Genomic DNA, 18,564 nt, shown 5'->3' with positions numbered 1-18,564 from the left:
GCGGCGTCAAGCAACTTTCAATGTTTCGCCGCCGATTTCGCGGTTGCAGGGACAGAGCTGGTCGGTTTGCAGTGCGTCCAGAACGCGGAGTGTGTCCTTGGGACTGCGCCCGACGCTGAGATTCGTCGCATAGACGTGCTGGATCGTGTTTTGGGGGTCAACAATAAAGGTGTAACGATAGGCAACCCCTTCGGGTGAACGCACACCAAGACCATCGACGAGCATTCCCTTTGTGTCGGCAAACTGCCAGATTGGTAGATTGTGCAGGTCGACATGTGAGCGCCGCCAAGCGAGCTTGCAGAACTCGTTATCAGTCGAACCACCCAGTACAACCGCATCGCGGTCAGCGAATTCCTTGGAAAGGCGGGCAAACTCAGCGATCTCCGTCGGGCAGACGAAGGTAAAGTCCTTGGGATAGAAGAAGATGATCTTCCATTTTTCCGGAAAGCTCATTTCGGTCAGCGTCTCAAATGCACTCTGTCCTTCTTCTTCCTGCGCTTGAAAACCGGGCTTCACGCCTGTGATTTCGAACGGCGGCAACTGACTTCCAATTCCGAGCATGCTGTCCTCACGCATTTTGCTTTTTGGGATCGTGACCTCACTGGTGGAGCAAACTATATGCCACCCGTTCTTAGGACGGGAATGGGCCCAACAAGACAAGCCCAGCGGCCTGGTTACAGGCATGCTTGCGCGCTTGGTGCCTCGATCCCGCTAAGCTGGCGGTCATCTGGAGCACCTGCGCTCGCACACAACGCGTTGGGGCCACCCTGAGAAACACTCCCCTACGCCAGCGGACGAATGCCTACGATCGCGGTGCCTTTGAGCTCGACAGTACGCGAGCGCAGGCTAGGCGGTTGGCGCGAACACGGCAGCCACTCCTGAACCGTAGCAATCTCGTTCTCAACCGGCGGGCACTGCAGAGGCGACTAGGGGTTGACATCGGCTTGGGCTATTTAGCGGACGAAGCCGGTTGAACTGCGACGTCTCGCCATTGAAGGTCCACAATCGGCGCGTTCGCAAGGCATCAAGGTGGCCAGGAGCCGACGCCCGAGCTAAGGCGGCTGCCGGAGATGGCCAACGAGTCCGATGGACGATTTCCGAGCCGACGTACTCGGCAGCCTCAATGTCACCTTCAAGTGGTCCGGTATCGTTGTGACCAATAACCGCAGCTGCCGCGCGCCGCCGCTTGAGATATCGAACCACTGCTGCTGAAAAAGTCGACGATCGCAAGGCAGCAGCGTGTCAACGTTCGCGGTGAGGCTCGCCAGCCGGCAAGGCATGTTTTCGGAACGTCTGTCAGGACTGGTACGCCTCGGGTTATGGTAACGAATTCGGCGCGAAGGCCCCAGCCAGCTGTTTCTCGTTGTTCGGCGAATTTGCCGATCTCGAGGCTCGGCTGCCGAGTGGTTGGTAAATCTGGATCTTGTCCCGTCGCAACCTCGATTGCGAGCATAATGTGTGTGCCATTTGCTCCCCTCGAGTGTCGCTGCGCCTGCGGCTGACGCCTACGCCTTGCTGCGCGACATCGTGAGCCAATTCGGCCAGTAGCCTATCGACCTCGTCTTTTGGAAGGTAGAGAACTGCCCACGAGGCTATTCGGATCTATTTCAGCTAGATCACGGCCGGGAATCTGTTGGTGCTTTTCTCACGTCCGGGTATAGCTGTCGAAGGTGCTCATGCGGATGCGGCGGGCGTTGCAAGCTACCGCTCGGCAGCCCGAGCGGAACGGCGCGCGCGACCTCCGCGAATACTTCCGCTCCAATGCTGAGCCGTAGCACATCAAAGGAGCGGCGCGTGATGCGCGCCAAAAGCGGCACGCTAGAACGGCCGGTTTCAAGGATCAGAACCAAGGTGACCTCAGCCTCGCCGTGCGGTAGGGAGGCTGTTATGCGTGCTCGAAATACATTGAGGATAGAGCTTGCGCGCGGACGCTCGCACGCAATGCTGACGTCGTCGGCAGCGATACGCAGCCGCAGCTGCGCGCCCGGTCTAAGCGGCACTCCAGGTATCAGAAAGCGCGCATTCTTGAGGCGGAGCATGATCAGCCCATAGCGCCCGTCATAACCGCCGACCACCGTATCAAGACAGACTGCCGCTTCGCCGCGCCTGGCAAGCGCCGGATCGCCCTGAACGACATTGAGTGGACCGGCCGCAGTCACGGCGCCATCTTTCATCATGACGAGCTGATCGGCAATACGCTCGATATCAGCGATGTCATGGCTGATGTAGATCATTGGCAATGGAAGCGTTTGCCGCATGCGCTCGAGAAATGGCAGGATCTCGCATTTGGCGGCGCGGTCGCGCACAAGAAGCGGATCGTCCAGCAAGAGTAGCCGAGGCTGGCCTAACAGCGCGCAGCCAAGGGCAAGTCGCTGTCGCTCGATCCCGGAAAGATGTGATGGCGAACGCTCGAGCAGTGGGGCCAGGGCGAGCAAATCGACCACACCATCAAAATCGATCAGTGTCGGTTCCGATTTTGACGCGTTGTATAAAAGGGTGCGTCGTACAGACAATTGAGAGGAGAGAATCGGTGGCTGGAAGACATATGCGACGCGACGCATATGAGGTGGTCGAAACGTCGTCTCATCCTGCCAAATCTCCCCATCAATCGCACAAAATCCATTTGGTAGACGCTGCACGCCAGCGATGCAGCGAGCGAGTGTAGTTTTACCGCACCCGGGGGGACCAAAAATCGCTGTGACCCCTTTGGCGGGTAGGCTGAATTGCGTATCCAGCGGAATGCTTGCGGGAGAGCCGTTGAAGGCAACTTCAATATAGCCCTTTTTGGCTTCTCTGATGAACCTGCGCATGTGCTGTATCTTCTCATCTGTGTCACAATCCCGGTGGTTGCAATGGAGGTGATCGCCATGCCTCCGACGATCCATTCTATTCCGCTCCAGCAGGGTGTTTTCAGCTCGCGTGAGGGCATAAGGTGGGAGGACGGACCGCAGATCGGTGTCAAGACTTCAGTCTTATTGAGCATCTCCGAGCCGCTAGGCTCGTGGCAATCAGACGCTGTCCTGTGCGCTACCCATTGAGAGGTAAGCGGCTTTCCGGCCGCGCGAGGTTGTCACTCTGCTTGGCGGGCCGAGGGCTTCTGTTGAATGTTCGAATGGCGCGGCTTGAGAGGTGTGCCGGCAAAGATGTCGGATCACGCCAGGGCTGAATACCAGCTTCCGGACGGAAATCGGCCTCAAGCATCCCAAAGTTTCGCGAGCCGATTTGAAGTCTGCGCAGGTCCTCATAATCGTGGCCTCTGCACTCTCAGGTGCGAGCAGCATCAAAGCCAGATCAATCAGAATGAATCGAATAAGCCTCATTGGAACCCCGGTCCGCCGCCACCGCTTCCTTCGCAACTGGCTGATCCTCACCCAGCAATCGCTGTGCCGTTTCAAGGAATATCTGGGCGGCTAGTGGCAAGGCAGGCTTTTGTATCGGTCTCCACCCAGCGTCTCAGATCGCTGCATCTTATTGTAAGACTTTGGACGTTCGCGTCACCAACCGCGCATGTAAGAGCTACGAGATGGCACCCGAAGATGATACGATGCCTATCGCAGAGGCCATGGTGCTTGGCGAATATGAGTCCGTAAGACTCGTCAATGATGCACAAGTCCAGGCCATCCGATTGGTGTATCTTCCGACCTGAGCACAGGAGACGGTCGGTGGCCGGTCGTTTGGAAGAAGCGCTGATATGAGATGATATGCGGTGCCTGCGCGCTTAAAGCGCTTGAATCGACCGTAGCGTCAGGTTGTAGGCATTGCGAAGCAGAACGCCATATCGGGAGCCAACATCGGTACACAAGCGCTAAACGGCCGATCTCTGTTGCATCCCGGTCTTCGCAATGCGTGTTGCGCGTTGAGGGACGATGATTCGGGCCCTCTAATCATTGCGTCGGCCCGGAACAGCGAGCCGGTGGCTGCCGAGGCGTTGCAATCCGGTAAACGGATCGCCCTCGCGGGGCAAAGAAAAATAGTGAAGCATATGCGGATTAAGAGAGGTGTGGTGAATCAATTGCGACGAATGGGCTGGACTTGCAACGCGCATCGCGGTGCAGCCGCCCTCGCTGCGATCGCGATCGCAGCGACGTGGTGCACAGCACACGCTCGCGCGCGAGATCGTCGCGCCGAGGACGTCTTGGTGTCGTGCAAACCAGACGTGAGTCGCTTCTGTGACCGCTTTACAGGCCGTAGCGATGTTGATGTGGCCATTTTTTGTCTTAAGGACAATTTCAAAAACTTGCGCCGCGAATGCCGACGCATGATGCCAACCGCCGCGGACGGAAACAACGGACCGAGAGAATCTCTGAATAGGCGTCCCGTAGGCCTTCATCGAGAGTGAGGGGCGGCAGTTGCGAACTCGAACGATAGTGAGATGTTCAGACTGACTGGCGCTGGGGTTTGGCCAGGTCGTTGGCTGAAAGGCGATCGAGCTGGAGCATCAACCTGCGAGGTGCAGCTCAACTATCTGAGGACTGATCCGTGAATCGATTGGCCTCGATCAGCGATAGACGGTGCACCCACCCGTGTTACGAGGTTGTAGTGCGCCCCGAATTTTGATTTCGTACCGCAGCATTTGTGCTTTATTGAGCGCTGCAGCATTCGGCGACTCCGAGGCATTCGTCAGAGGGCTATCGGTTCGCTGTAAGTGTCCGACGGACAATCTGCGTCAGCTGTAGAGATAATGGGCCAGACATATGCAGGAATTCTGGACTACTCACCAATCTATGGTGTCGTGGTCGGCGACTAGGTATTTTAGGGAAGGTGGCGAAGTCGGTTGTGACAGGTAGAAGACCATCCAGGTTTTTCTTGCATTTCCCAGCTTGGGATTACCTTCGGCTGGACCGCCGGCCTCAAGACAACAGATTGAGCTAGGAAGCTCGTTTGTTAGCCGCTGATCGACTTGCCGAATGTAACGCTTGATGCCATCGCGGCGTTCTCGATGACCGCTTCAGGGGAATGGCTTCGCCCGATCGTGGTCCTCTCGACCGAACACACTTTTGGCCCCAAGGCCAAAGGAAACGCCGTCGACAAGAGTCCTTCAAAGGCAGAAAGCTGTTCAAGTAGCCGCTTCTCAACGAGCTTGCGCTCAGCGCCAGGAAGACTAGCATTAAGTAACCGACGGCAGCGCCAGATGTCGTTTCGCAGCCATCTGATCTCACTTAGTGTATCATCAATCGAAGTCATCACAGATGTTCGTCCCTGGAGTATCAAGCATGGCGATCGTCGTCGAGCGGCCGTCCCTCGGCTTTGCATTCCTGCCGATTAGTTGAGCCGAGGACTTGCGACTTCCAGCGTCGTTCTTCCCCGACGCGGCGAGCAGTTCGATGTATGCAACTCTTACCAATCAATATCACCCTACACTGCTCGTGTGACGATAAATCGCGGCAGATCCTCGCGTTTTCGCGGCGCCGCGATCGTGTGTCCTGCACAATTCCAGCGCTCCACAGGATTGGTGTGGCCGGAGAGTACTTAAATAGATCCGCGCTGCTACGGGCATTCGCAATCGCCGATGTGATCGCCAAGAACTACAGAATTGAACAAAACAGAAGGACTAGGTCTTGAGCCAGGCGGAGAATGGCAGTGGGGCTAGCTCGCCCCAAGCCACAGCAAAGTTGCCGGCGTAAGGGCGCCGCTGCCGTCGTGCCTGCACCCGGCACCAGGCGGTCTAGCTCGAACTGATTCATCTGCGCAGGACCGAGCTTAAGGTTGAGAAATCGATGGGGGGCCATCAGTCTTCCCGTCGCTCCGGTGTCCGTCAGCTTATCGACAGCTAGCTTCCACATTATGAACATCGCTACTCGCTCGCAGGCTCGGCTCAAAAGGTTCAGACCTCGCAGGCGAGACCGGGGTGGACTCCGATATCAGCCGATCCACGGGCGGGATGTTGCCGGCTGCACTGCCTGCAGTTGCTCGGTGGCACCTGCAGAAGCGTATTCGCGCCGGTCGTGCGGGACGGCCCGATTGTGGGATCACACCTCGTTTCGGTCGGCCGGTGGGGTGTCAGCGATAGGGGGGACTACCAGTTCTAAGATGCGCCGACCCGGCGCGTTCGCTCCATTTTGCTACCTAAGAAACCATATCGATGAACGCAGAACAGCTCGGCGCAGGTACTCCTTCCGCAACTTCTGATTCCGAAAGCTCCCAACCGGGCTCTCCGGCCGCGTCGCAGTGGGGAGAGGTCTTGAGGGACGTGCACGCGTCCGCTGCCGAGGCGGCTGCCTGGCAGGAGGAGGTGTTGGCCGACTGGGCTGCCGAAGACGGGCAGGCGCAACATGAGGATCGGCAACAGGCGGTAAGTCTTACGAGGGCTTGGCGGGGCACGGGTGATCTCGATGAGCCGCTAGCTCTGTCGTCCCTGTCCCTGACTATGTTAACTGCGCCCATTCTGGCCGGCGTGCGCCGCCTGAATGTCGACAACAATCGGCTGGCAAGCCTGCCCGAACACCTTCCAGCAACGCTTCAGGAGTTGGACGCCAGCGGTAACCGCCTGACCTACCTACCCCGGCTTCCGGCCGGGCTCCAGCTTCTGAACGTCGAGTACAATCAGTTGACGGAGCTGCCCGAGCCTCTTCCGGCCGGGCTCGAATGGTTTAGCGCCAGCCACAACCGGCTGACCAACCTGCCTGAGACCGTCCCGCACCAGCTGTTATGGCTCGGCGCCAGCAACAATCAGCTGACCAGCGTGCCCGAGACGCTGCTGACGCGTCTAAGCCGCGAGTCGAGCGTTAATCTGGAGAATAATCCGCTCGCCGATTGGGTGCAGGTCGGCCTGGCAACAGCGATGCGCGCCAGACACTATGCCGGCCCTCAGGTTTTCATCTCGACCATGAGTGGAGCGTTGGAGGTTGCGGCGCGGTCCCTGCAAGAGGTTGCCGCGGAGTGGCTCGAGGGCGAGCCCACGGTAGTGGCCGCTTGGCAACACTTCGCCCATGAGCCGGGGGCCGCGGACTATGCACGTTTCCTTGACAGGCTCCGGAGCACCTTGAACTACCATCACGAGACGTTCCGTCAGGCGGTTGCCGAAGATCTGCGGCAGGCAGCTGTCAGGCCGCGCTTGCGCGAGTAGTATTTCGAGTTGGCTTCAGGAGCGAACGCGAGCTGCGAAGATCGCATTACTTTGGTCTGGAACGGCATGCAGACAGCGCGCCTGAACGCTGATGTGCAGGACGGCGTCTATGACGGGCGAGTCGGCGAATTGCTTCAGAACGGCCGCGTCATGTTTCGCTTGGAAGCGCTTGATGGGATCGCGCGCGAGAGGGTCAACTCGCTTCGTCGTGCCGATCCCGGCGCGGACGTCGATGAGATCGAGGTCTACCTTGCCTACCAGACCCAGCTGCGGGACGCGCTGGAGCTGAGGCAAATCGCTCCCGACATGCGCTTCACGAACGTCTCTCACGTGACCGAGGAGGATGTGGCCAGGGCCGAGGCATCAGTGCGGGACCAGGAAGCGGCGGAATTTCCGAACTATTTGGCAGCGCGCTGGCAACCATGGGAAAGTGCGGTGAGGCGCATCGCACCCCAAGTCTATGCTGAAATGCAGGAGCGGCTCGTCGACGGTAAGCGTAGCTCTGCGGCCCTTTTGATTGACGCTTGACGTCTATTTGAGCCGCGTGGCGCGCCGCCGCGGCTTCCAAATTCCGGACAATGCGTTGACGGCGGCCTCGAGCGTCTTCCGGTCGACGACGTTGGGATCGAACTGTTCGGGCCCCCAGAGGTGCATATTTTCATGTTCTGGATGGGTAGGGTCGCCGATGGCGTCGAGGTAGTCGGCATAGCCTGGCGCACCGCCGACGTCCTCCGGAGGACAACGACCGGCGGCCTCGAGCAGGAGGGGAAGTCCCTCTATCGTCGTGTTGTCGAACCATTTTTCGAGTTTGATCACATGGTCCCAGCTGTCGCCGAAGTCATAGAGATAATGGATCGTCTTGGCGCCTGTCTCTTGAACGATATCGGAGAGCCGCGCCTTGCGGGCATCGATCGGCTGGGGGCCAAAATCACCGTCGGGATCAGGGATGCCCCAACGTCCTTCGCCAGCTAGGAACTCGAAGAGGTGGCTGTTCGTCCAGCCAAACGCCGCCTGAAGCGTCAGATGCAGCCGATCAAGGCGCAGGGTGACGGGTACGACAAGGCAACGCATCACCTCCGGCTTCACGTCCTTGAGGGTTACCCTGATCCGGACGGCGGTCGTGTTCAGGCTCATGTTGCTAGCCTCGGATCGTGCGCATGCATCGTGTAGGTCGACGCCCAGGGAAGCAGTTCGTCCAGTCGCGCCGCAGGCCAGCCATTGACGAGCTTCGCGAGAACGTCGGAGAGCCAGCGCTCGGCGCTGACGCCATTGAGCTTGCACGTTTCAATGAGCGAAGCCAGCAATGCCCAATTCTCGGCACCCTCGTCGCACCCAGCGAACAGGGCGTTCTTGGCATTGAGCTTGATCGGCCGCATCGCACGCTCGACCGCATTCGTGTCCATCTCGATGCGCCCGTCATTAAGGTAGAGCGTCAAGCCGTTCCAATGACGCAGCGCATAGCGCAAAGTCTTCGCCGTGTCGCTTTTCTGCGCAAGGTGATCAAGCGTTGCCTCGAACCACTGCTTCAAGGCTGCAGCCAGAGGCCGGGCATGCGCTTGTCGGCCCGCGCGGCGCTCGGCCGCGGAGGGCTTTCTCGACCGCATAGAGCTGGGCGATGCGCGCGAGGGCCTCGCGGGCAACCGGAGCCGGTGCCGGCGACGCTTCGCGCTCGATCTTCACAAACTGACGCCGTAGATGCGACCAGCAGAACGCGAGCGTACCGGACAGGGCGTCCGCACGCGTCTCTCGTGTCATGGTCTTGTAGGCCTCATAGCCATCGCAATGGATGATGCCACGGTAGCCTTCGAGCAGCCTCAAGCCATGGACGGCGCCGCGGCCCGGTGCATAGGCATAGATCACCCCAGGTGGGTCAGGTCCGGCCCAAGGCCGGTCATCGCGCGAGAGCGCCCAGAAGTAGCCGGTTTTGGTCCTGCCACGCCCCGGATCCAACACTGGCGCCGGGGTCTCATCGACACAAACGGGGTCTCATCGACACAAAGCTTTGCCGAGGCGAGCAAAACCTCGCGCAGACGGCGCCACAAGGGCTTCAGCTCCTGGGCAGCATAGCCGACCCAGAAGGCGAGCGTGGAACGATCAATGGCAATTCCGTGGGTTGCCAGCATCTGCGCCTGGCGGTAGAGAGGCAAATGCCAATGATACTTGGCGTCGATCACATGCGCGACGAGCCGCTCGGTAGGCAATCCACCCCTGATCAGTCGCTCGGGAGCAGCGTGCTGGAGAACGACGCCCTGGCAGGCGCGGCAGGCCAGTTTGGGCCGGCGGGTGACGATTACGCGATACTGCGCCGGTACGACGTCCAGCCTCTGGCTCTCATCGTGACCAATCTCAACGAGATCGCCTTCGCAGGATGGGCAGCAGGTTGCAGCCGGCATCAGTGTTTCAACGATGCGTGGCAAATGCTCCGGCAACTGACCGCGATTGGCCCTGCGCTCGGCAGCTCTCTTCTCGCATGTTTTGGGATTGGCACGATCCTCGGCTGCTTCGAGAGCCGCGACGGCCTGATCGATATCCTCCAGAACAAGCTGGAGCTGATCAGCGTCAAGCTTTTCCGAGGATCGACCGAACTGCGCATCTTTTGCAAGCTTGAGCAACCGCTCGAGCCTGGCGCAGCGCTCCAGCAGAGCCGCGGCAAAGGCACGCAACTCGGCTGGATCGCTCGGCAGCACATCAGGCAAATCACTCATTGCCCGAGTCTGCCATGCTTCGCGCCCCGATGCAGCGAAGATTTTATTCCCTACGCAAGTGCTTTCGGCTGCGGGATTCGAGGTGCGTGCATGCGTGTCCAATCCATGCCGGCCAGAAGCGCCGACAGCTGCGCGGCGTTCATCCGCATCACACCGTCAACAACCGGCGGCCATTTGAAGGCGCTGCCCTCAAGCCGCTTCCAGTACAGCACAAGGCCACTGCCATCCCAAACGACGATCTTCACCCGATCGGCACGCTTCGCACGGAAGACCACTGCCACGCCCTTCATCGGATCGTGGCCCAGCGTCTCCTTCGCCAAGAGTGCCAAGCCATCCGCGCCCTTTCTGTTATGTGGTGCACCACATAACCGCAATTATGCGGAGCCCACGATTATGCGGAGTGTGCGGCCGTTCAATCCGAGACCCGCTTCGTTATCAACAGTTTAGTTCCTGCTGCCCTCTTTCTCACTCAGCATAATCTGAGGCCTCCCTTCCTGCCTTGATGGCAACGAAAGGGAGACAAGGAATGGCCAAGTCGAGTGAGGATCACTGCCACGGGCTGCGCTGCATGGACGCAGGCGATCTCGCCCCGCTGGTGACGGAGTTCACACGACACCTGACGGTGTTGGGGCATAAGAGCTTGACGGTGAGCGGCTATGACGCTGCAGCCCGTCACCTCGCGCAATGGCTGACGCTGGCCAAGATCGCAGTCGCTGATATCGATGATGGCGTCGCCGATCGGTTCGCTCGGCATCGCTGTCGATGCCCCGGCATCCGTCGCGAGAGGAGCGTTTCCGCGAAGTACGTGAGGCGGGTACGCCGGTTCATCGAGTTTCTCGGCGAGCGCGGAATCGTCCAGCGCAAGCCGAAGCCCGCATTACCGACGCCCCACCGCCGGGTGGTCGAGTTCCAGGACTGGCTGCGACAGCATCGCGGCGTCACAGAGCTGACAATAGATCGGCACGGTCGCATGGTCATGCGGCTGCTCCCGGCGCTTGGCATCAGGCCGCGAAGTTGGAATGCTCAGCTCATTCGCGACGTGATCATTGCAGAGACGAAGCAGGTCTCGCTGGCCTATGTGAAGACGATGACGATGGCGCTGAGAGGATATTTGCGGTTCCTCAGCGCGCGGGGGTTGTGCCGAGCTGGACTCGATCAGGCTGTGCCAATCATTCCGCAGTGGCGACTGTCGTCGCTGCCGCGATACATCCGCTCGTCGGATGTCGAGACGTTGATTGCAACGTGCGATCAGACCACGGCGACTGGCGTGCGTGATCGGGCGATCTTGCTGCTGTTGGCGCGACTGGGTTTGCGAGCCAGCGACATTCTTTCTCTTCGTCTCACCGACATTGATTGGCAACAAGCCACGCTGTCGGTTCGTGGCAAGGGGCGCCGGGAAACGAGATTACCATTGCCGCAAGACGCCGGTGATGCCGTGCTCGCTTATCTGGATCAAGCCCGGCCGCACGTCGTCGGTGGTCGAATCTTCTTCATGTTGAACGCACCAATCCGACCACTGACAAGGTCGAGCGTAGTCTCTGACGTTGTGCGCTGTGCAATACGAAAGGCCGGCATCACCGCTCCGTCGAATGGGGCCAACCTGCTTCGACACTCGGCCGCGACGGCCATGCTCCGGGGCGGCGCGACGCTCGACACGGTTGGTGCCGTGCTCCGCCACCGCTCGCCTGACATGACCGCGCACTATGCCAAAGTCGACGTGACGATGCTGCTGCAGATCGCGCAGCCCTGGCCGGGAGATGCGTGATGCTGAGTCAATATCTGGCCAAATATGTGGACCAGCAGCAGTCGCTGGGGTTCAAGTTCCGTGTCCAGCAAATCCTGCTGAGGGGCTACGTCAGCTTCGCCGAGGAGCACGGCGACCGGCACATCAGAAGTGCCCGGGTCCTGGCATGGGCCGCACGAGCGCCGTCACCGGAGCAGCGCCGCAACCGGTTGCTTACCGTGCGGCGGTTCGCGCTGGCGATGCACGCCGAGAATCCGCGCCATCAGGTTCCGGCGGCGGATGCACTCGGCCACGCTGTCGTCAAGCGGCGACCGCCTTATATCTATAGTGCGGACGAGATCGCACGATTGCTTCGCGCTGCGGCGGCACTCCGGCCGGTAGGCTCGATCAGACCGACCATGTACGTAACGCTCTTCGGCCTGCTCACCGCTACCGGCATGCGGATCGCGGAAGCTTTGGCGCTGCGGATCGACGATGTAACTGCCGATGGGCTCGTCGTCCGACAGACCAAGTTCCAGAAGAGCCGGCTGTTGCCACTTCACGCAACAGCTCGGCTGGCGCTCGACAGATATCTGGTCACCCGGCGGTCGCTGACCACCACAGATCGTGCTCTCTTCGTATCGGTTGCCGGACAGTCGCTGCCCTACAACACCGTGCGACGCATCTTCCTGCAACTCCTCGACAGTACCAATCTCAGGGGCGCCTGCGCGGGGCGAGATCCGCGCATCCACGATCTGCGCCACACCTTCGCGGTCCGCTCGCTGGAGCAGTGCCGCCACGATCGTGCTGCGATCGCCCGCCATATCGTGGCGCTCAGCACCTACCTCGGCCACGCCCACGTGACCGACACCTATTGGTACTTGCAGGCGACGCCGACCCTAATGGGCCAGATCGCCGAGGCCGGCGAGGCATTGCTCATTGGAGGCGCCGCATGACTGCGCTCGCCCCCTACCTGAGCAGCTTCCTGCGCGAGCACCTGCCCAAAGAACGCAGGGCGAGCCAGCATACCTGCGAGGCGTATGCCCAGAGCTTCCAGCTGTTGCTCCAATTTGCCGCCGGCCGACTCAAGCTCAAGCCATCGAAGATCGAGATCGAACGGCTCGACGCGCCGCTGATCTTGGCATTCCTGGAGCATCTAGAGAGGCAGCGCGGCAACTCGGCGCGAACTCGCAATGCCCGGCTCGCTGCGATCAACTCGTTCTTCCGCTATCTGGAATACAGGGTGCCATCCTGCCTCGACCAATCACGTCGGATCCATGCGATCCCGATGAAGAAGACCGATCAGGCGCTCGTCGGCTATCTCACTCGTGACGAGCTGCAGGCTCTGTTAGATGCGCCAGACGCGAGCACCGTGTCCGGCATCCGTGATCGAGCCATGCTGCATCTGGCCTTCGCCGCAGGCATGCGCGTGTCGGAGCTAGTCGGCCTCCGGCTCGATCAGATCGACCGCCAGACCATGTCCAGCGTGCACATCATGGGTAAGGGCCGTCGTGAACGTGTCTTGCCGCTCTGGAAACAAACGGCTGCAGCCGTGAAGGCTTGGCTCAAAGTGCGCCCAGTCACCGACGCTCCTGAGCTGTTCTTCAACGCCCGTGCTCAGGCAATGACCCGCTCGGGCTTTGAATACATCCTGACCAAGCATGTCGCCGCCGCCGCTCGCAAGGCGCCGTCGATCGCCGGCAAAAGCGTCAGTCCGCACGTACTGCGCCATACCTGCGCCATGCATACGCTTCAGGCGACTCGCGACGTCCGGAAAGTCTCGCTATGGCTCGGACACGCCAGCCTGCAAAGCACCGAGGTCTACCTTCGCGCCGATCCGACAGAGAAGCTCGAAGCGCTCGCCGCCATGTCGCCGCCAATGCTGACGCCCGGTCGATTCCGGGCGCCCGACAAGCTCCTGGCCATGCTGAATGTGGCCGGACGCAAGCCGAATTATGCGGAGTGAAACAGGCGAGAAGACCGCGGCGGGAACCAACTTCCCGCCGCACACTCCGCATAATCGTGGGCTCCGCATAATTCCGGAAGTCTACAGGTCGGGTTGCAACGTAAATCATGAGGCCAGCGGGAGCCGTCAGCATGAACGTGTCCGGCGTAATGCCACAAACACATCACTCAGCACGGCAAGCCCAGGCGTTCCGCGCACCTCCACCCGTGCCCCTAGGAACTCAACCGTAACAGCGGCAGCCTCGGGCGATCCGGAGGGCGCGGCAGCCGCCGGCAGCGACGTCTCCGACACCAAAGGCACGAATGATAGTGTATCCGCCGAAGCCGGCAGCACCAGTTGACCTGAACGCGCCCGGCGCCGCCAGTCATGCACCTGCTGCGGCCGGCAGCCATGGCGGCGTGCGATATCTGTTACAACCGCACCTGGCTCGAGGCTTTCCGCGACAATCTGTGCCTTCAAAGCATCCGGCCACTGCTTCCGGCCTGCGCCAGCATACACTTCGATACGCTGCGTCAACGGTCGTCTTATGTCGTCCGAATGGTCGTCCATTATGAGCACCCTTGCCGAAGATGACTCTTCTAACGGTGCTCCCAAGGCTGCGCACAGGCAATCTGAAGGGCCTCGGCGCTACGCTTACCGTCGACGCCATGGGCGTACAGTTTGAAACCCGCTTGAATGGGCGACTGGCCGAGCATGGCCTGACAGGCGATGCCGATGCCGAGCGGGTCCTCGGCGCAGAGATACGAAACGAGATCGCCCGGGAGATCAAAAGTGCGGTCTTGCATCAGGTGCTCGGGAAACTCGACCTTGAGCTATGAGCGCCCTCCGAAGGAAGGCCCAGCCGATCCGCCTAACCGATCACAACGTCAAGAGAGTCATCGATTCCTTCGAGGACGTGCTCTTTGAAAGAGGCATTCGCGAATGAGCCACCGTCAATTGCCCCTCGTGCTGTCCGTCGGGACGATTACGGTAAGGATGGAGATCCAAGCGAAGAGTCGCATACAAAACTCCATGCCTTCGCGTTGCGAACGCCATCGAACTCAGGGATCAACGACCATTCAGAGCCCGGGCGAATAGATGGCAACCAGGCCGAACTCTCAAGTGGACTTTGTGCAACGTAGGCTATCGATATCCGTCCCCCGCGGTCGATCGGACTTTCGCAGCGTCACACTCGAATCCAGATCGCGAAACATACTGTAGTTCCGTCGGATCCATTGATGCAGCTCGGTGGACCAGTCCTTCTCGTTGCGCAGATATCCAGTGAAGGAAAAGCTAAGCCGGTCTATATATCTTTTGAGGAACAGCGGAAGTGCGGAAATGCGAATCACCCGCTCGCTATCCATCGCGTCGGGTAATCCGCCGTGCAGCACGAATTCATTGTGGACGGTGATCAGCGACCTCGGCGGAATTCGCCGCCGCAGCATTTCATAAGCGCGCAAGGAGATACGGTCTGCGGCTGCGACGAAGAGGATGATAGGGGCGACATAGCAGCGCGCTGTCTCCTTCATGAAGCCAATCTCCTCGCACATCTTGAAGAATTCGTCGAAGGCGTGAAAGCCGAGGTCAATTACCTTGGCTACACGATCGTGGATGATAAGAGGGTCCATCAGCTGCATCTTGCCGTAAGTGTCGATCACATCCGCGGTCTCCGTGATGTTGGGAAGGTAGTCGAGCAATGACGGATCTTTCAAGTTGACATCAAACGACAGCGCTGTGCCGTTTTTCAGCAGCAAGAACTCGCTCATGGCCCGAGCGATGAGGGTTTTACCGACCTGCGGGCTAGGAGAGCAGATGATGTAGATGGGGGTCGCTAACATAGCCAGCAGATCAATTTCGTTCCGTACGTGGGCCCGACCTGAGCTCGCCAGATATGCGACTACTTCTCGCCGGTCCGGGTGGCGGACTTGGCGCCGGCCAATTCCGTCAAGTTGATTCGGTCAAATTCGCTCCAGACATTTGCCAGCCAGTGCCGGACATAGCCGCGCAGCACGAAGGAGTTGTTCGCGGGTTCATCGTTCCGTGCTTTGTTTGCGACGAAGTCTATGAATGGGACGGATGCGATCTCCACCTGCTCATAGGCCATCTCGTTAAGCTTCGGTATGGTCAACTCAGTCGCATGTTTGATGCGGTGAAAATAGGAATTGTAAGTCGCTTGGTCCCACTGGAAGAATTGAGTGTCGTTAATGAAGTTCTTGGCCAGGTAGTACTTTGCGCCGCTCATGAAAGTCGCGGTTTCCGCGATCTCGTCTAGCGACGCGATGGATGATCCAAGGATGTGGAACACCGCAAATGTGATCTGGCCAGACCGTGCCGAGTCCAGAAAGCCGATGTCGCGCAAGGAAGCCAGCGCAGAGGAAAGTAGGCCTGCGCGAGCATCGATGACAGTGACGGACAGCCCTGAATTCAAGGTATCGAAGATCTTCATCTGGTCCGTGGTCGTCGTCATGTCGACGATCTCAGTAATCCCAGGATAAAAGCGCTTCAGCGTTCCCCGAGGCCACTCTGTGTCGAATGCGCGTGTTTGCACGTTGTTCACGCTGAAGTAGTCCAGTAGCGTTCGTGATACGGTCGTCTTCCCGACTCCTCCCTTGTCCGCGCCGACCACAATTACCACTGGCTTTACCATAGAAACGTCTCCTGAGACTCTCGCTATCGCCGCGCGCGAAGTGCGCAATCAGCGCGTCTCTGCTTTGGTTGCGAACATGGCGGAAAGAAGGGGCAATGAACCTTGGGTGCGAGAGTTCTGCAACTGATAGACGTTTTCAACATCAAGCGAGTAACGTCGTGTGATGATGCAGGCCCGAGAATGGGAGCAATCACTTGTAGTGGCGATTTACGTGAGGTTTGTGCCGCTGGAATGCGCGGGCCAAGAATCAACTTTCTGCCGGCGGTGATCGTTGCATTGCCAAGAGCTATGGAAGCCGTCGCTGCCACCATCCAATTTTCATGAAGCAAACGAGTCTTACGTTACGTCAGATTGCGAGCTCGATGAGAGCGCAAATCAAGCCGATGCTATGCGGCCCGACTATGGGTTGGCAGACCATCAAAGGTCTGCTGGATCAGATCGTCTTCTTTCGGACGAGAGCGAATTAGCTGGCTAGTTCCCGAGGGGCGACCGTGAACGAGCGAGCTCTCACTCTGCTGAAGAATGTCGGGATATGCGAACGCTGAAACGCGTTGGTGACGCAATAGGAGGCATGCATCTGTCGCTCTGCAGCGAGATTATCGCTGCCACTGAGACCAAGATCGAAGGGAGAGCTGACCTCTGGCCGACGGTGCAGCACCGGTGGGGAAGCGATATCGGATGCTCCGTTAAAAGAAGCCGACGTCGAATGGTCGGAACCGGCGATCTTGTCTCGGACAGAGATTTCGCCGAGCTACGTACTACGGGGCGAAAAGGACTCTTAGTGGAATGAACGATAGCCTGGCGGGTGTGCACTCTCGTTGGGCGCTTCCTTGGGGCAGAAGATACTATACGCTAGGGTTTTAAGGCGCCCACTCTGACCACCCTTCGATATGCTAGCAAGTCCGCCTGAAATGGGTTGCGAGCTGTGCGTCAAGTTCTCTTTCTTCTGATCGATCGCGCTTGACGTAATTGATCTGCAAATTCGGCCTCGGCCTAAAGCAGCTACGTCATGCTCTACTTCATATGGAATAACAACCGCAGCATGGTGAGGCCGCCCACTATAGTTTGCGCTCCAGGGGGCATCGATCCTGCCGGCGCAACGGTATATAGCGCCGGCATGGCAAGGCAATGCAACTCGAACACTCCTGAACGCGATTAAGCCGGATACTCACTGTAACAATCGAGGGATGCCTGAAAGGAGGGGTCGAGCTCGAAGCTGCCGCCGAAGGCCGGCCGAAAGTAGCGATCCCCTGGCGCTGCGAAGAGCTCCGATCCGGGGCTCTGGCAGGTTGGCAATCTCTGTCTTATTTGGCTTACCTGAAGTTTAACTCGGACTGCCGCCATGTTTAACGCGTTTGCGCAAAATGCGGATTCCGCTCGATGTCGCCCAGCATTCCGAGATGATCTCGCCCACCATTCCGATTTGAAGTCGCCCGCCCGTTCCGAGATGATGTCGCCCACCATTCCGGGATGATGTCGCCCGGGTGACGAGACCTCTTCTGGCTCCCATAGGGGCAACCCTTTCGGCTTTGCGAAGGGGACCTGGATGCCGACGGAGAGGCTTGCGATGCGCCGTGTGCGCGATGTGATCAGAATGAAGGCGGCCGGGCTGCCGAGCCGCGAGATTGCGCGACGGGTGGGCGCGGCACCCTCGACGGTGCGGTTGACCATCCGGCGGTTCGAGGCCGTAGGTCTGAGCTGGCCGTTGCCCGACGAACTCACGGACGCGGCCCTGGAGGCCCGCCTGTTCGCCAAGACCGGCAACGGCAACCGGCAAGGTCACCGCCGCATCGCCGAGCCCGACTGGGCGGCGGTGCACCGCGAGCTCAAGCGCAAGCACGTGACGCTGTCGATCCTGTGGGAGGAGTACATTGCCGCCGAGCCTGGCGGATACCGGTACTCGCGCTTCTGCGAGCTCTACCGCGCCTGGGAGGGTCGCCTGTCGGTGACGATGCGCCAGTCACACGCGGCCGGCGACAAATTGTTCGTCGACTACGCGGGCGACGGCGTGCCGGTGGTGGTCGACCGCCTCACCGGCGAGCGGAGGACGGCGCAGATCTTCGTCGCCGTGCTCGGCGCCTCGAACTTCACCTATGCGCAGGCGACGTGGACGCAGGGACTCGCCGACTGGATCAGCGCCCACGTCGGCACCTCGGCGGCGATCGACGGCGTGCCGGCGCTGCTGGTGCCCGACAATACCAAGGTCGCGGTCATCAAGGCGAGCCTCTACGACCCGCAGATCAATCGCACCTATGCGGAGATGGCGGCGCATTACGGCACGGCCGTCTTGCCGGCGCGACCACGCAAGCCGCGCGACAAGGCCAAGGTCGAGCAGGCTGTCCTCATCGTCGAGCGCTGGCTGCTCGGCCGGCTGCGCCATCGCACCTTCTACAGCCTCGCCGAGGTCAACGCAGCGATCGGCGAGTTGCTCACCAGGCTCAACGAGGAGCGGCCGATCCGGCGGCTCGGCGTGACGCG

Annotated in this window: 14 protein-coding genes and 2 pseudogenes; 6 read left to right on the top strand and 10 right to left on the bottom strand. The window is 59.8% G+C overall.

Annotated elements, in window-relative coordinates; genetic code table 11:
* Positions 1 to 6: 6 nt before the first annotated feature.
* From XH84_RS00090 to XH84_RS00070, 4 genes are all read right to left on the bottom strand, one after another.
* On the bottom strand, positions 7 to 561 hold the full coding sequence (locus XH84_RS00090) for a peroxiredoxin (protein WP_128947941.1): 555 nt from the start codon (positions 559 to 561) through the stop codon (positions 7 to 9).
* Between the two features lie 571 nt (positions 562 to 1,132).
* Positions 1,133 to 1,453 carry a DUF2478 domain-containing protein gene (locus XH84_RS41745; RefSeq protein WP_128947940.1) on the bottom strand — a complete coding sequence of 107 codons (321 nt, stop codon included), beginning with the start codon at positions 1,451 to 1,453 and terminating at the stop codon, positions 1,133 to 1,135.
* A 163-nt stretch (positions 1,454 to 1,616) separates the two neighbouring features.
* Positions 1,617 to 2,810 (bottom strand): molybdenum ABC transporter ATP-binding protein, encoded by a 1,194-nt coding sequence (gene modC / locus XH84_RS00080; protein WP_164937315.1) that lies wholly within the window; start codon positions 2,808 to 2,810, stop codon positions 1,617 to 1,619.
* 2,074 nt (positions 2,811 to 4,884) lie between these two features.
* Positions 4,885 to 5,184 (bottom strand): hypothetical protein, encoded by a 300-nt coding sequence (locus XH84_RS00070; RefSeq protein ID WP_245471556.1) that lies wholly within the window; start codon positions 5,182 to 5,184, stop codon positions 4,885 to 4,887.
* A gap of 898 nt (positions 5,185 to 6,082) precedes the next feature.
* On the opposite strand from XH84_RS00070, the pseudogene XH84_RS41550 reads away from it, so the two are divergent.
* Positions 6,083 to 7,555: pseudogene (locus XH84_RS41550) on the top strand (NEL-type E3 ubiquitin ligase domain-containing protein); the annotation flags it as partial.
* 42 nt (positions 7,556 to 7,597) lie between these two features.
* Here the strand turns inward: XH84_RS41550 and XH84_RS00060 are convergent.
* The 3 genes and pseudogenes from XH84_RS00060 to tnpB all read right to left on the bottom strand — a co-directional run bounded on the left by XH84_RS00060 (position 7,598) and on the right by tnpB (position 10,145).
* The gene (locus XH84_RS00060) at positions 7,598 to 8,200 is read right to left on the bottom strand and encodes a plasmid pRiA4b ORF-3 family protein (RefSeq protein WP_128947937.1); all 603 of its coding nucleotides are present in this window, start codon (positions 8,198 to 8,200) and stop codon (positions 7,598 to 7,600) included.
* Positions 8,197 to 9,771: pseudogene (gene tnpC / locus XH84_RS00055) on the bottom strand (IS66 family transposase). The gene XH84_RS00060 and the pseudogene tnpC overlap by 4 nt, the downstream one beginning before the upstream one ends.
* Before the next feature lie 50 nt (positions 9,772 to 9,821).
* Positions 9,822 to 10,145, bottom strand: a complete 324-nt coding sequence (gene tnpB, locus XH84_RS00050; protein WP_128947936.1) for an IS66 family insertion sequence element accessory protein TnpB — start codon at positions 10,143 to 10,145, stop codon at positions 9,822 to 9,824.
* Positions 10,146 to 10,297: 152 nt separating this feature from the next.
* Between tnpB and XH84_RS00045 the strand changes: the two genes are divergently transcribed.
* From XH84_RS00045 to XH84_RS00035, 3 genes are read left to right on the top strand one after another with little or no spacing between them, the layout of a single operon-like run.
* Positions 10,298 to 11,536, top strand: coding sequence for a tyrosine-type recombinase/integrase (locus XH84_RS00045; protein WP_208757028.1), 1,239 nt, complete (start codon positions 10,298 to 10,300; stop codon positions 11,534 to 11,536).
* Positions 11,536 to 12,450, top strand: coding sequence for a tyrosine-type recombinase/integrase (locus XH84_RS00040; RefSeq protein WP_128947935.1), 915 nt, complete (start codon positions 11,536 to 11,538; stop codon positions 12,448 to 12,450). Before XH84_RS00045 ends, XH84_RS00040 begins: the two co-directional genes overlap by 1 nt.
* Positions 12,447 to 13,460: a tyrosine-type recombinase/integrase gene (locus tag XH84_RS00035; RefSeq protein ID WP_128947934.1), complete on the top strand. Its 1,014-nt coding sequence runs from the start codon at positions 12,447 to 12,449 to the stop codon at positions 13,458 to 13,460. The genes XH84_RS00040 and XH84_RS00035 overlap by 4 nt, the downstream gene beginning before the upstream one ends.
* 126 nt (positions 13,461 to 13,586) lie before the next feature.
* Here XH84_RS00035 and tnpA read toward each other — a convergent pair whose 3' ends face one another.
* Positions 13,587 to 14,009: an IS66-like element accessory protein TnpA gene (gene tnpA / locus XH84_RS00030; RefSeq protein WP_128947933.1), complete on the bottom strand. Its 423-nt coding sequence runs from the start codon at positions 14,007 to 14,009 to the stop codon at positions 13,587 to 13,589.
* A gap of 11 nt (positions 14,010 to 14,020) precedes the next feature.
* On the opposite strand from tnpA, the gene XH84_RS00025 reads away from it, so the two are divergent.
* Positions 14,021 to 14,278, top strand: a complete 258-nt coding sequence (locus XH84_RS00025; RefSeq protein WP_208757026.1) for a hypothetical protein — start codon at positions 14,021 to 14,023, stop codon at positions 14,276 to 14,278.
* A gap of 279 nt (positions 14,279 to 14,557) precedes the next feature.
* Here XH84_RS00025 and XH84_RS00020 read toward each other — a convergent pair whose 3' ends face one another.
* A complete protein-coding gene (locus XH84_RS00020; RefSeq protein WP_128947932.1) occupies positions 14,558 to 15,277 on the bottom strand; it encodes a hypothetical protein in 720 nt (239 codons plus the stop codon).
* Positions 15,278 to 15,336: 59 nt separating this feature from the next.
* Entirely contained in the window at positions 15,337 to 16,086 is a 750-nt protein-coding gene (locus XH84_RS00015; protein ID WP_128947931.1) for a P-loop NTPase family protein, read from the bottom strand.
* Between the two features lie 1,567 nt (positions 16,087 to 17,653).
* Between XH84_RS00015 and istA the strand changes: the two genes are divergently transcribed.
* A partial coding sequence (istA, locus tag XH84_RS00010; RefSeq protein WP_245471573.1) for an IS21 family transposase occupies positions 17,654 to 18,564 on the top strand: 911 nt, incomplete at its 3' end.

Source organism: Bradyrhizobium nanningense (genome assembly GCF_004114535.1).
In the GTDB taxonomy this organism is placed as follows: Bacteria; Pseudomonadota; Alphaproteobacteria; order Rhizobiales; family Xanthobacteraceae; genus Bradyrhizobium; species Bradyrhizobium nanningense.
This window is presented reverse-complemented; position numbering and strand designations above follow the sequence as displayed.

Bases quoted from the DNA above. Each gene is read 5' to 3' on its own strand.
- XH84_RS00035 (WP_128947934.1), top strand. From the start codon at position 12,447: ATGACTGCGCTCGCCCCCTACCTGAGCAGCTTCCTGCGCGAGCACCTG.
- XH84_RS00070 (WP_245471556.1), bottom strand. From the start codon at position 5,184: ATGACTTCGATTGATGATACACTAAGTGAGATCAGATGGCTGCGAAAC.
- modC (WP_164937315.1), bottom strand. From the start codon at position 2,810: ATGCGCAGGTTCATCAGAGAAGCCAAAAAGGGCTATATTGAAGTTGCC.
- tnpA (WP_128947933.1), bottom strand. From the start codon at position 14,009: ATGGACGACCATTCGGACGACATAAGACGACCGTTGACGCAGCGTATC.
- XH84_RS00020 (WP_128947932.1), bottom strand. From the start codon at position 15,277: ATGTTAGCGACCCCCATCTACATCATCTGCTCTCCTAGCCCGCAGGTC.
- XH84_RS41745 (WP_128947940.1), bottom strand. From the start codon at position 1,453: ATGCTCGCAATCGAGGTTGCGACGGGACAAGATCCAGATTTACCAACC.
- XH84_RS00045 (WP_208757028.1), top strand. From the start codon at position 10,298: ATGGCCAAGTCGAGTGAGGATCACTGCCACGGGCTGCGCTGCATGGAC.
- XH84_RS00015 (WP_128947931.1), bottom strand. From the start codon at position 16,086: ATGGTAAAGCCAGTGGTAATTGTGGTCGGCGCGGACAAGGGAGGAGTC.
- XH84_RS00040 (WP_128947935.1), top strand. From the start codon at position 11,536: ATGCTGAGTCAATATCTGGCCAAATATGTGGACCAGCAGCAGTCGCTG.
- XH84_RS00060 (WP_128947937.1), bottom strand. From the start codon at position 8,200: ATGAGCCTGAACACGACCGCCGTCCGGATCAGGGTAACCCTCAAGGAC.
- XH84_RS00090 (WP_128947941.1), bottom strand. From the start codon at position 561: ATGCTCGGAATTGGAAGTCAGTTGCCGCCGTTCGAAATCACAGGCGTG.